Raw genomic sequence first — 12,779 nt, 5'->3', positions numbered from 1 at the left:
TTATTCATAAATCGGATCCGGTTCTTCCAACTCTTCCTGTGATTCTTTCAGATCAAGGAACGGATTAATCATATGATAGCTTTGGGTATCAGCCATGGTAATGCTTTGTCTGTTCATCGTAGAAGTCTGCCCATGTTCTTTTACCGTAATTTTCCCTCCTGTACTGCACATCAGTTCAGAGATCTCCGAAAGACAGCTTTTATCCATTACTTTTACCTTAGGATATGTTTTCTGCCATTTTCCGGCAGGAGCAAATGCACAAGGCAAATAACCGTTTGAAGTGGGCTTTAATTTACATTTCCCAAAGCTTGGTCCTGCAGGATTGAACTGTATATCATCTTCTGTTACGGCAAGATGATCTTCTGGTGTTTTCCTGCTATTCCAGTAATGTTTCTGATGGGAGTTTACTTTAAATTGTGGAAACTGATCGCCCTGATTACATTGAGCTTTGCCCTTCTGAATGACAAAATGTTTCCCGTCATGTTCTGATAAGTTTTCTGACATCTATTTGTGTTTTTGGTGATTCAATGATTTATTATCCCGTTATTCTCTCCAGCTCAAGGCTTATAGTCTTCTCATAATCTGCAATCTGGATTTTAAAGTCTGCCTTTATTTTCCGGATCGAAAAGTCAGCGGAATTCAAGCTGTAAATGGCGGAATGCTCTGCCGTTAATGATTTGGAATGAAGTTCTGCAAGCGGATCATATTCCTGATCAGTATAATACAGCTCCTGAACAGTACGATAATCTCTTGACTTACCGACCTGTAATATCTCTAAAAATCCAGATTCATACTGTGATAAGACCTGATTAACCATTTCCATTCTGACAGGAGAAGCCGGAGCCAGCCATGAAAATTCACTGTTGTAAGGAACCGAAATATTTCTAGTATAAACAGCCTGATAAAACTGCCCTAAGAGAAACTGTATAGCCAACATATTCTTCAGGCTTTCAAACATCACCTGTGGATCAGCTATCTTATGCTTCATTTGATTAATATGTAAGGCGGCATAGGAACCGGAGTGATATTTCTTTAACTCTTCAATTTCATCAATCATTTGAGCAATATCTTTATGAGTTTGAACATCGGTAAGGCTTCCTGCATGATCCACCACGAATGTAATCGGATAAATAACTCTCACAAAAGCAGAAGCCAGCATATTAATTTTTTCTTCCGGCTCCTGTCCATCTTTTTTAAAATCACTCATTGAAAAATCGATATAATACCTCTCTTCTTTTTCTTTGATAAAGCTAAAGTTCAGGGTATAGGCATAGTCGCTTTTTTTAATTTCATCATCACTTTCGGACTGCTTTACCTGATAATTGCCTTGAAGTTTCTCTACATCGAAAGGTATTTTACCTTCGGAAAACTGGTGATAAAGACTTTCGCCCCGTTGCTTTATCAATTCATTGATCTGTATAATCTCGTCCGGATCAGGAATACAGATTTTCTGTAAGAGCCTTAATGTTCCTTCTTCAGGAATGATATCAAAAGGCTGACATCGTTCGTTATGATAATCCCGAAGATATGTTGGATTTTCAAGGTTTAAACTCTCTGAAATACTTTCCAGTGTTTCTCCTGATTTGACAAAATAAATGTTCTGCTTCTTAGAATTAATTTCATGAACAGGACCTTCCCGATTCGGGATATTTCTTTCCATAAAGTGTGTTTTTTAATTTCAAAAGTTTTTAAAATTAAAAATCCCGTACCTACATCTTTTTGCATCCGTTTGTTTTTTCATTGTATTTTTAATGCAGGAATATGTACACAAAAATTGGCGTTAACGTATTCATACACATTATAAAAAAATAAGGCTGCCTCATAGAGACAACCTTATATATTAATAAGCGGTTAAGCTGTTTTTATTTATAATCTTTAGAGCTTCTTCTTGGCTCTTTTGCTTCAGGCCATTGAATCGTTTCCCCTTTATCATCTTTAGGCATTGTTCTTTTCTCTCTGTTGGTAAATTCAGGGTCTTCGGATGCCATGTAAGCTAATGCAGCCGTTAAGACCACGTTATTTTTCACCTCATCAAAGACAATTTTATCATACGTATCCTTTGTGGTATGCCATGTATATCCAAAATACCCCCAGTTAAGAGATCCCAAAGAAAACCCTGGTACTCCGGCTGCTACGAACGATGCATGATCAGAACCACCACCGCCAGGCATTCCCGGAAAGTCGGTTTTGATGTGACTTCTTACTGCTTTCGGAACTCCATCCAGCCATTTCCCGATATAATCATAAGCTTTCACAAATCCTTGTCCGCTGATATTTACCACACGCCCTGTACCGTTATCCTGATTGAATACAGCCTGTACTCCTTTTATAATCTCAGGATTATCCGCTACAAACCCTCTTGAACCGTTCAATCCCTGTTCTTCACTTCCCCAAAGTCCTAAAACAATTGTTCTTTTGTTGTTTGGATAGTATTTTTTAAGGATTCTCATTGCCTCAAGCATTGTAAGTGTTCCCGTTCCGTTATCTGTTGCTCCCTGAGCGCCATCCCAAGAATCAAGGTGAGCAGAAAGAATTACATATTCTTCAGGCTTTTCTTTCCCTTTGATCATTCCGATGGTGTTAAAGCTCTTCGCTTCCGGTAATACTTTAGATTGAGCATCGATCTTTATTTTAGGCTGAGCTCCCTTTTCTGCCATTCTGTAAAGCATTCCATAATCCTCCACATCAATGTCAATCATTGGAATTTTGGATGTTTTTGCTCCAAAAATTCTGTTGGCTCCCATTATTCCGGTCCAGTTTGAAATAGCAATCCCTGCTGCTCCTGCATTTTCTAACGCCTGAGGAAGGGTATTGTTATCATAACCGATATTCTTTACATAAGCTGTAAAATCTTTGGCAGCCTGAGCTTTTTCTTCTTTAAGCTTTTCATAAAGTTCAGGAGTAGCAAATTCTTTGATCTGCTCATCGGAACGTCCTATCTTTTGATACTGTGCCATCAGCACTATTTTTCCTTTTACAGATGGAAGCCATTTATCAAATTCTGCCTTATTTGAAACTTTGGGAAGAACAACTACTTCAGCTTCAATTGCTTTTTTAGTGGCAGGGCTCCATGCCAATTGCGTTGCAGCCAGTGATTTCACACGTGGAAATACCATATCTACATGGGTAGTTCCTCTCTGCCATCCTTTCCATGTTCCAAACTGCTGAAGATTGGCGTCTATTCCCCATGAACGAAGCTTTCCTGCACTCCATTCATTAGCAGCAAGCATCTCTGGAGTTCCCACTAAACGGGGTCCTATCCCATCCAGAAGCTCGTATGCCATTCCTTCAAGCTGGGAATTGTTATTTACTTCATCTACAAAACTTTTTACGATAGGATTCAGGTTCTCCTTTGGATCTACCTTTACCTGAGCCCATGAAAACTGGGTAGCCAGCATGACAGCCGGTACTGCAAAAAATCTATTTATCCTCATAATGTATATTGATTGGTTTAAAGATAGCAGAAATTACGGAGATAGTGAAGGAATGTGCATAAAATCTACATTTCTTTCAATATTCCACACACTTTTCAAGTTGAAAAACATGAATAATATAGTAATGTCATTTTACTTCCCGTTCACAAATGTCTGCTCTTCTTCAGAAAGCAAAATGGTATTATTCTTACTTTCTTCCACCGGAACGTTTTCCCAGATATTTTTACTGAAGTCCACTCTTGGAGTAAGTCCTTTATCATCAGACTTTTTAAAGGTATTGTAAATCAGTTCTCTGCTCATACTTTTCACATGCTTTACTCCTTTGTAAACGGCTATATAATTATAGCCTTCAAGTTTGTTCAATGCAGGCACGTATACCCCGTTATTCTTATAAAAATCAAAAACAAGTAATGCATTTCCAAGCTGGTAATCATATTCTGTTCCGTCAGCCGTTTTCCTTTTGACCATCGGATAGTTTTCCTGTAGATAATGGATTTCAAAGTAGGTAATAACTTTATCTGCTTTATTGTATTTAAACTCACCTTTCATATCAATTCCTGATCCGGATTTGATTTTAAAAACTACTTGTTGCTCATCTCCTTCTTCAAACACCATCCACCCTGTAGATTTTGTTCCTTTGGTCTTTAAATGAAATAATACCCTGTTTAATTCAAAGTTGAAGAAATAGTTGCCCATATATTCATGAGAGAATTCCGTAGTTCCTGTAGTGAAAATATTATCTGATTTTATTTTCTTCAGGTACTTCACATTATTGAGCTGCATCTGAAGAATATTATCATACTCTTTTTGGAATCCATCCTTATAATTATAATAATTTCCCTTACTCCAAAGCTTAGTTTCTGCAATGGTCAGGAAATAAAGTTTATCATTATCACTCATTTTCTCCTTATACACCACATCATAAAGCGATGGCTCCCTATAATATCTTTTCTTGTAATTTTTACTTACATCTTCAAAAATCTTTCTGAGGTCTATACTAGCCATTTTAACTTCCTCAATATCTTTGTACGCTCTTTTCAGCTTTATTACTGAATTGAATTGAGCCGCTTTTACGTTTTGAAAACCGGAAGCTGAGATCTCAAATCCTGAAGCACCCTGATCCACAGGAGCAAACCCGTCTTCATTGGTATAAACTATCTGATTGGAAAGAATAATTCTGGCATTCGGAACGGGAGTCTCTGTTTCTGCATCTACAACTCTAAGTTTCTGAGCAGAGAAAATTCCAAAAAAGAAAATAAATAAGAAATAATAGTTTTTCATAATAGCCTGTAGCATTGGTGCCCCTAAAATACAAATAATCAGGACTATTTTCACTGATGAGTGTAAAATTCAATATCATTACAGAAAAAGCAGTTTCCAGAGCATATAAAGGCAACTGGAATCAGTAACAGAACTATTTAATGTTCTATTTTCGGATTGGTTATAAAAGATAGGAGCTAGAGATGATCTCAAAAATCTATGTCTCTATGTGGTTAGAGATTTTAAACCAAATAGATACATTGAGAAGTGACAGTTTGCTAACTGATTTTCACATTGAGGTTTTTCTACCTTTTTTCGGAATGACACATCATAATTGTCAAAATAAAGGCATAAAAAAACCGGCTCCAAAAGCCGGCTAAAGGTGAATTACTTCTTAGCTTCTTCTACAGAAACCTTTCTGAATTCTTTGAACAATTTACTTAATTCTAAAGCTGATTTACGAGCTCTAGTTCCAGCTGCTTTGTTTCCTTTTTCCGCTTGTTGGTTTGCCTCAGTAGTGAACGCTTCAAATTCCGCGTTGATTTTTTCAATTAGTTCTTTCATTATATTTAAAAATTTAGGCTGCAAATATAGGTTTTATGGTGATTCCAGCCTAGCTGGAGTGAAAAAAGTTTAGCCAAAATCATTAAAATTTTAACATATTTCTAGTCTGAAACCGATTTTTATCGACTTCACGCCCATAAAAGCTCTTAGAAAACCTGATTTCATCGTCAATCCGCCAAGTTGAAATACAAAAAAATCCACGTTATTCTCTTTCTTATTTTTATATTAAATTTGGAAAAACGACTTAACCCATGTTCAAAAAACTATTTTTCCTGATTTTCACCTTACCTCTGCTTACTTATTCCCAGGATAAGGTCAGTTATAAGATTTACTATGATGAAGATCTTGCTAAGAATGGTTTGAAAGTACAGGTGGATTATAAACTCAAAAAAAGCTCTGATACTTTATCCTTTTATTATGCTAATGAAAATTGGGGCGAGAATGATCTTTTTAAAAACTTAACCCTATTAAAGGAAGAAAACCCTGATATTACTTTTGAAATCAAACCGGAAAGTAATGCAATAAAGGTTTACAAAAAAAGGGGATCTGTATTTTCTCTTACTTACCATATCAAGCAGGATTTTAAAGATCCGAATTATAAGATTTTCAACCGTCCAAGAATCAACAATACCTTTTTTCATCTTTTAGGTAAAAGTCTCTTCGTGGTTCCTCAGTTATTCACCAAAGCACCCGATGACAAAGAGTTTGATTTCTCAATTGAATGGATTGGTTTCCCTGAGCAATTTAAGCTTCATAATAATTTTGCGTCCCAGGTACAGAAACAAAAGATCAGAACAACACTTTGGGAAGGTTTTTATAATTCTGTTTTTATAGGTGGAGATTATCGTTTTTATTCTTTTACAATCAAAGATAAGCCTGTATATTTTGCTTTAAGGGAATCGTGGAACAATGGTCTTTCTGATGATTTTCTGTTTTCCAATCTTAAAAAAGCGATACAGTCTCAAAGGGATTTCTGGCAAGATTATGATCAGGATTATTTTACCGTAACCATGACTCCTACGGTTTCTCAAAAAGACAGCCTATATAAAGGATACAGTACTACGGGCTCTGCAATTAAAAATGCTTTTATGATCCAGGGAACTAATAATCCTTTTAATAATAAGAATTCTTTCCTGTATCTTTTTCATCATGAGCTGATGCATGAATGGATCGGCAATAAAATAAAAAATAAGAATGAGGAACTTAACTATTGGTTCAGTGAAGGTTTTACTGATTATTATACTTATAAAAACAGGCTTAGAATAAAGGATATTTCTCTTGATGAATGGCAAAAGCTGTTCAATAGTGAAGTGATCAGAAATCATTGGAAAAATCCACAGAAAAACATTCCGAATTATAAAATAAGGGATGACTTCTGGAAAAGCAGAGAGGTAGAAAAGGTTCCCTACAGGCGAGGAGCTATTTTTGCATTCTGGCTGGATAATCAGATTATGCTGAAAACCAATGGACAAAAATCTTTGGATGATCTGATGCGTGAAATGCTAAAAATATGTACTGAAAAGAAAGTAAAATTCACTGATGAATTATTTCTGAATCTTGCTGAAAAATACCTGGAAAAAGACATCACTTATTTCTTTCAAAAACACATCATCAACGGGGAAGATATTGATCTTGTCAAAGAAAAATGGATGGATGGCATAGATTTTCAAATAACAGACCATATTCCACAGATACAGATTGATAGGAATAAAGAGGTAAAGTATGGGAAATAATAAAGCTTTAAAGGAGAAAATCATTCGCTTTTCCCCCTGTCTTTTCTAATAAAAGGATACTTTCTGAAGTGATTCTTTCTGCAAAAACGACACGAAAATGGTGATCATATTTATCTGTAAAGGAAAAGGTATCTCCGGGGGTAAACAAAATCCTGTTGTCTTCACAATACTGATAGAATTTTTTCATATCCATATTCTCCGGCATCTGAGCCCAGATACTATACCCTCCGTGTGGTCTGTGGAAGTAAGAACCTTCAGGAAATGATTTTCTTAACACATCAAGCAACTGAGCCGCCTGCTGACTGAGTTTTTTACGAAACTGCCGTAAATGTCTTTCATAACTGTTTCCCTTCAACAGTTTAAGGATAAGCTCTTGATAAATAGGAGAAACTGATCTTCCTAAAGCAAATTTTATCCTTTCCGCTTTTGAATAAGAACGACCTGCATGTAACCATCCCAAACGAATACCCGGAGCAAGGGTTTTTGAGAAGGAAGAATAGCTCATCACCCAGCCTTTTTGGTCAAAGTTTTTGATACAGCACGGTCTTTTTTCTTCAAAATAAAGATCAGAATAGATGTCGTTTTCAATTACATATAACTGGTTAAGCTCTGCAACTTCTGCAATTTTCTTTTTAACCTCATCAGCCATTGTGATCCCTGTGGGATTATGGAAATTGGGGGTAACAATTAATGCCCGGATATTACTTTCAGCAGCTATTTCCTGAAAATATTCTATATCAAAACCATTCCGATAATGCACCGGAATTTCAATAACCTTCAATCCAAGATTGGCAATAACCTCCAACACTGAAAATACACATGGACTGTCTACCGCAACAAGATCACCGGCTTTCGTTACAGCGCTCAATGCAATAGTTAAAGCCTGCAAAGCACCGTCCGTAATAATGATTTCATCAGGATTAAACTTGCAGTCAAATCCCCTCATCCGTTTGGCAATCTGAATTCTAAGCTCTTCCAGTCCGTTAGGTGGATAATACCTCAGTAATGAAGCTCCTTTCTCCCGAATCACTTCCTGCATGGTTCTGAGGATCAGTTTTTGCGGAATCAGAAGGTCACCGGGAACAGCAGTATTAAAGGAACTTGATTCTGAAACTCTTTTGGAGGTTAACATCATATTTTTCATAAATACTTCATCCCGAACGACAACCGGAAGCTTTGTTTTCATTTCAGGAATGGTTTCATCTCTTTTATCTGCAACAAAATAACCTGAACGGGGATTGCTTTCGATTAAACCTTTGATCATCAGGTATTCAAAACCGCTTTGTACGGAACTCATACTCAGCTGATATTTTTCTTTTATCACCCTTACAGAAGGCAGGCGATCCCTACTCTTTAAGATACCACAACGGATTTGCTCTTCAATAACTGCTGTAAAAACTTCATATTTATAGGACTTCACCATATTCTTTCAATCTGTACTGAACAAATTTACAAAATACCTGTCTGTATCGATTGTAATTTAACAAACTGTATCCATTCCGAATGATTTAATCTTATAATTTTGAATAAAAAAAGAATGGAAGTTATTTCAAAATTTACCATAGGTTCTGATGAAGGTGTTAATGATCTGTTTGCTATTATTAAATCTTCCGTCAACAATGCATATAAAGAACGTATTCCACAAGAGGATATCCAAAAGTATATTGAAAATTGGGATCCCAGAAAGATGATCAACGAGCTAAATAATCTTTCAAATCAGTTAATCATTACTTATGCTGATGATCAGCCTGTAGGATATGGCATTATAAAAAGTGGTTCTGCCTATCCTGGTTTTTCAGAAGAGAAAAGGATTACAGAGCTTGAATTTGTACTTCTTCAGGAATATGATACTCCGGAAATCCGCCAGTCTCTTTGGAAGAAATGCAGATCTGCGGTATCATTTACGGATATTATATGGACCAACGTTTTCACTGAAGATCCTTTACTTGAATTTTTGAAAGAAACAGGTTTCACTATTAAAGAAAATGCACAAACCAATCCTTTCCAGCTTCCTTCTTATATCGTAGAAATGCAGATCAGCAAGAACTAAGAAAATATATAAGCTCATATCAATCAGGATAGGTGAATCTAAAAGACAAAAGATTTACCTATCTTTGATTTTTATAATTCTGAAATAATGAGCGCTCAACTTGAAACTATAGAAGACTATTATAAACGTACCAGCAGAAGTCTGGTGAAAATGTCAGATGCAGATTTTGAATCCGGAAAGTCTCATTTCAACATTATTCCGCGAAAGTATTGCAGTTTTAAAAGCCCTTATAACCGACGGGATTATTATAAAATATGCTTCATTATAGGAAAAGGAACCGCCCATTACGGAACCCATACCCTTCATGTTGACCGCCCTGTACTCTTCTTCCCATCTCCCAATATTCCTTATACCTGGCAGTGTGATGATGATTTTCAGGAAGGCTACTCGTGTCTGTTTAATCAGGAGTTTTTCAATGTAAATTCAGAATTTAATCTGTTTAAAAAGACTTCATTGTTTAAAGAGTGGAGTAAACCTTTTGTATTTTTGAATGAGGAACAGATAGAATTGACCACCATGTATTTTGAGCAGATGTACAAGCTGAATCATTCCTCGTATCCGTTTCGTTGTAGTGGGATTAAAAGCAATCTTGCCTCTCTCCTTCACCTTGCTCTGGAAAATCGTGTGGAAGATGTAAGTCTCAATGAGCTTCCTGCTAATGTACGTTTGTATAAGCTATTCGATGAGCTGCTCAATAAACAGTTTCCTTTGGATTCTCCTGCCTATCCATTAGCCTTAAAAACAGCTTCTGATTTTGCCGATCACCTGAATGTACACGTGAATCACCTGAATTCATCAGTAAAATCTGTCACCAATCTCACCACAACCCAGATCATTAAAGAAAAAATGTTTGAAGAGTCTAAAAATCTGTTGAAATATACGAACTGGGATATTGCTCAGGTGGGCTATACTCTTGGTTTTGAACAACCCGCTCATTTTAATAATTTCTTTAAAAAACATGCACAGACTTCACCTCTGAAATTTAAGAACTCTTTTTAAATATTTGAATTTTGTAATTTTTACTTTGTCTTTTAAAATCCAACTCTGTATTTCCTGATGTATTTTTGCATTGTAAAAAATGAATGAATATGTTGAGAGAAGCATCTGAAAAACGCATCAGATTAATAACCATTATGGCATTTGTGTCTATCCCTCTTTCGGGGTTTGTCACTGATATTTACCTGCCTTCTTTTCCTTCTATGGCAAAGGAAATGATGGTTTCGGAAAAGGATATACAGATTACTTTAACTTCTTACCTATTAAGTTATGGAGTGTCCCAGCTATTCGTGGGCGGAATTCTGGACAGTATTGGTCGTTATCGTCCCAAGTTAGTTGCCTTGCTTGTTTTAATGCTGAGCAGTATTTTAATCACTACTACAAACAGTATTTTTTTAATATGTATGCTTCGTATCCTTCAGGGAATTGCAGTTTCTGTACTTGTTGTGGCTACCCGTGCTATATTTGTAGATATTTATGATTCGGAAAGGGTAAAACATTACTTAAGTTATTTTACAATTACCTGGTCGCTGGGTCCTATTCTGGCTCCTTTTCTTGGCGGGTATCTGGAAAAGCTTTTTAACTGGCACGCTAACTTCTATTTTCTGGCTTTCTATGCAGGATTTATATTCCTGTTTGAATGGTTCTTCAGCGGCGAAAGTCTTCCACAGAAAAAGAAGCTGGATCTTTCTGAAAACATAAGCCTTTATAAAATGATGCTCAAAAACAAGATCTTTATGTTAGGAATCATCATCTTAGGATTAAGCTACTCCATTGTGATGCTATTCAACATTACCGGACCGTTTATTATTGAAAATACATTTCATTTTACACCTGTAGTAATCGGATATTGTACATTGATTTTAGGCTTTTCATGGATGATAGGTGGTTTCCTGGGCAAACGAAGATTAACATTAGATTTTAAACCCAGAATATTACAACCGATTATCCTTCAATTGATTTTGATTGCAGGATTGATCGCTACAAGTTTTTTTGCAGAAAGTCTTTTCATCATGATTCCTTTTGCATTCTTTATCCATATTTGTTCTGGAATTCTGTTTACCTCATTTTTCACGACAAGTATGTTATATTTTCCTAAAAATGCAGGAACTGCTGGTGGTCTGATGGGTGGCTTGGTATATGTAATCACTTCCATTACCAGTTTTATTATTTCTGTAAGCGGAACTGTGGCAGATCAGAAGGATCTTTCATGGCGATATCTGATCATAGCCTGTCTACTGTTTGGAGTTATCTTATTTATGAATCAAGCCGTTAAAAAAGAAAAAGCAGTGAATTAATCACTGCTTTTATATTTTTTAAGCACAAATCTTTAAATACAGCAATAATTTATCTTAACGCTAACGAGCAACAGCTTATATAATTAGATCGCAAAGGCGTTTCACTCAGCAATATAGACACCTCCCCATTTGCAGAACGAAGTATCATAGCGAGAGAAAAAGAACACCATCTTTTGCTTTGGGGGCTTAGCATTAAAATTCTTAATATTTCCTGATCTGCACAGAAGATACACTCTTCATTTTCCCACTTTTTCCTGTCTTCTTTAATAATCCTGTTTCGGGATCTCTTTTAAACACGGTAGCATTTCCGCTTCCTGCATTGGTAGTAATTAGAAATTTTCCGTCATTGTCAATAGCAAAAACCCTTGGATGTTTTCCTCCCGTAGGCTGATACCCTACTGTTTTCAGTGTCCCATCGTTTTGAATTGAAAATATGGCAATATTATTTTCACCTCCACGATTCGAGGCATATAGAAACCTCCCATCCGGAGAAATATGAATATCTGAGCTTTCAAAATTATCCTTGATCTCATCTGAATGTGTATTCATCCTCTGAATACTTTTTAAAGTACCATTTTCGTAGGCATAAGCGCTCACCGCTCCTGCCATTTCTTCAATACAATAAGCAAACTTACCATTCGGATGAAAGGTAAAATGCCTTGGTCCGCTTCCCGGAGTAGTGGGTGTAAAAGGAACTTCAGCAGCTTGTAAAGGTTCTGGTTTATTGCTATCAAACTTATAAGCCCTGATTTTATCAGCACCTAAATCGGGCAAAAAAACATAATTATAATCCGTAGAAAAAACGGTAGAATGAATATGGGAACGGTCTTGCCTGTTCGGATCTATACTCCCTTCCGAAAACTGAAAATTCTGAACACCCGGCTCTATCTTTCCGTTTTCAGCAAGAGGATAAACAGAGGTGCTTCCTTCAGTATAATTCCCCACCATCAGCCACTTTCCATTTTTATGAACCGAGACATAAACCGGATTTTCACCACCACTTTTTTGGCTATTAATGAATGTCAATGACTTTTTTTCGGGATTAAATTCAAAACTGCTTACACTGCCACCGTTCTGCGTTTTACTTTCCGTACAGGCAAAAATATATTTTCCATTGGGAGATAAGGTTAAAAATGAAGGATTAACTATTCCTTTAAGAGAGGTTACTTTCGAGAGTTTACCTTTGTCTGTATTAAGTTTATAAACATAGATTCCTTCTTTCTCTTTATCACGGTTAAATGATCCGAAAAACACATACGTATCCTGTGCTGATAATTTTATACCTGATAAAATCACAAGCATCACGCTTATTACTCTTTTCAATTTTATTAGTTTTTTAAATGTTGGGGGGAGTACAATAGTTGAAACGCAAATATATGGAGTCATTGGTATTTAATGTGTTAAATATTTGATAATTTATATAAAAACAGAGGTTAATTTAAAT

At 36.1% G+C, this 12,779-nt stretch carries 11 protein-coding genes; 4 read left to right on the top strand and 7 right to left on the bottom strand.

The window, feature by feature from the left end; translation table 11 throughout:
* The 5 genes from BBI01_RS03035 to BBI01_RS03015 form a co-directional block, all read right to left on the bottom strand.
* A complete protein-coding gene (locus tag BBI01_RS03035; protein ID WP_065393194.1) occupies positions 1 to 504 on the bottom strand; it encodes a DUF4280 domain-containing protein in 504 nt (167 codons plus the stop codon).
* 31 nt (positions 505 to 535) lie between these two features.
* Positions 536 to 1,660: a hypothetical protein gene (locus tag BBI01_RS03030; RefSeq protein WP_065393193.1), complete on the bottom strand. Its 1,125-nt coding sequence runs from the start codon at positions 1,658 to 1,660 to the stop codon at positions 536 to 538.
* Between the two features lie 202 nt (positions 1,661 to 1,862).
* Entirely contained in the window at positions 1,863 to 3,434 is a 1,572-nt protein-coding gene (locus tag BBI01_RS03025) for a M20/M25/M40 family metallo-hydrolase (protein ID WP_065393192.1), read from the bottom strand.
* 132 nt (positions 3,435 to 3,566) lie between these two features.
* Positions 3,567 to 4,769: a hypothetical protein gene (locus BBI01_RS03020; protein WP_123862063.1), complete on the bottom strand. Its 1,203-nt coding sequence runs from the start codon at positions 4,767 to 4,769 to the stop codon at positions 3,567 to 3,569.
* 312 nt (positions 4,770 to 5,081) lie between these two features.
* The gene (locus BBI01_RS03015; RefSeq protein WP_027373301.1) at positions 5,082 to 5,258 is read right to left on the bottom strand and encodes a BF3379 family histone-like protein; all 177 of its coding nucleotides are present in this window, start codon (positions 5,256 to 5,258) and stop codon (positions 5,082 to 5,084) included.
* Between the two features lie 251 nt (positions 5,259 to 5,509).
* Between BBI01_RS03015 and BBI01_RS03010 the strand changes: the two genes are divergently transcribed.
* Positions 5,510 to 6,991, top strand: a complete 1,482-nt coding sequence (locus BBI01_RS03010) for a M1 family aminopeptidase (RefSeq protein ID WP_065393190.1) — start codon at positions 5,510 to 5,512, stop codon at positions 6,989 to 6,991.
* Positions 6,992 to 6,998: 7 nt separating this feature from the next.
* Here the strand turns inward: BBI01_RS03010 and BBI01_RS03005 are convergent, their stop codons facing one another.
* A complete protein-coding gene (locus tag BBI01_RS03005; RefSeq protein ID WP_065393189.1) occupies positions 6,999 to 8,414 on the bottom strand; it encodes an aminotransferase-like domain-containing protein in 1,416 nt (471 codons plus the stop codon).
* Between the two features lie 114 nt (positions 8,415 to 8,528).
* Here BBI01_RS03005 and BBI01_RS03000 point away from each other — a divergent pair, with 114 nt between their 5' ends.
* The 3 genes from BBI01_RS03000 to BBI01_RS02990 all read left to right on the top strand — a co-directional run bounded on the left by BBI01_RS03000 (position 8,529) and on the right by BBI01_RS02990 (position 11,335).
* Positions 8,529 to 9,041, top strand: coding sequence for a hypothetical protein (locus BBI01_RS03000; protein ID WP_065393188.1), 513 nt, complete (start codon positions 8,529 to 8,531; stop codon positions 9,039 to 9,041).
* 87 nt (positions 9,042 to 9,128) lie between these two features.
* Positions 9,129 to 10,040 carry a helix-turn-helix domain-containing protein gene (locus BBI01_RS02995; RefSeq protein ID WP_065393187.1) on the top strand — a complete coding sequence of 304 codons (912 nt, stop codon included), beginning with the start codon at positions 9,129 to 9,131 and terminating at the stop codon, positions 10,038 to 10,040.
* 89 nt (positions 10,041 to 10,129) lie between these two features.
* Entirely contained in the window at positions 10,130 to 11,335 is a 1,206-nt protein-coding gene (locus BBI01_RS02990; RefSeq protein ID WP_065393186.1) for an MFS transporter, read from the top strand.
* A 201-nt stretch (positions 11,336 to 11,536) separates the two neighbouring features.
* On the opposite strand, the gene BBI01_RS02985 is transcribed toward BBI01_RS02990, so the two are convergent.
* The gene (locus BBI01_RS02985; RefSeq protein WP_317040718.1) at positions 11,537 to 12,658 is read right to left on the bottom strand and encodes a lactonase family protein; all 1,122 of its coding nucleotides are present in this window, start codon (positions 12,656 to 12,658) and stop codon (positions 11,537 to 11,539) included.
* Between the last annotated feature and the right edge of the window lie 121 nt (positions 12,659 to 12,779).

This window comes from Chryseobacterium artocarpi (assembly GCF_001684975.1).
GTDB lineage: Bacteria > Bacteroidota > Bacteroidia > Flavobacteriales > Weeksellaceae > Chryseobacterium > Chryseobacterium artocarpi.
This window is presented reverse-complemented; position numbering and strand designations above follow the sequence as displayed.

Coding starts and splice junctions, on each gene's coding strand:
- BBI01_RS03035 (WP_065393194.1), bottom strand. CDS start 504: ATGTCAGAAAACTTATCAGAACATGACGGGAAACATTTTGTCATTCAG.
- BBI01_RS03000 (WP_065393188.1), top strand. CDS start 8,529: ATGGAAGTTATTTCAAAATTTACCATAGGTTCTGATGAAGGTGTTAAT.
- BBI01_RS02990 (WP_065393186.1), top strand. CDS start 10,130: ATGTTGAGAGAAGCATCTGAAAAACGCATCAGATTAATAACCATTATG.
- BBI01_RS03005 (WP_065393189.1), bottom strand. CDS start 8,414: ATGGTGAAGTCCTATAAATATGAAGTTTTTACAGCAGTTATTGAAGAG.
- BBI01_RS03025 (WP_065393192.1), bottom strand. CDS start 3,434: ATGAGGATAAATAGATTTTTTGCAGTACCGGCTGTCATGCTGGCTACC.
- BBI01_RS02995 (WP_065393187.1), top strand. CDS start 9,129: ATGAGCGCTCAACTTGAAACTATAGAAGACTATTATAAACGTACCAGC.
- BBI01_RS03030 (WP_065393193.1), bottom strand. CDS start 1,660: ATGGAAAGAAATATCCCGAATCGGGAAGGTCCTGTTCATGAAATTAAT.
- BBI01_RS03010 (WP_065393190.1), top strand. CDS start 5,510: ATGTTCAAAAAACTATTTTTCCTGATTTTCACCTTACCTCTGCTTACT.
- BBI01_RS03015 (WP_027373301.1), bottom strand. CDS start 5,258: ATGAAAGAACTAATTGAAAAAATCAACGCGGAATTTGAAGCGTTCACT.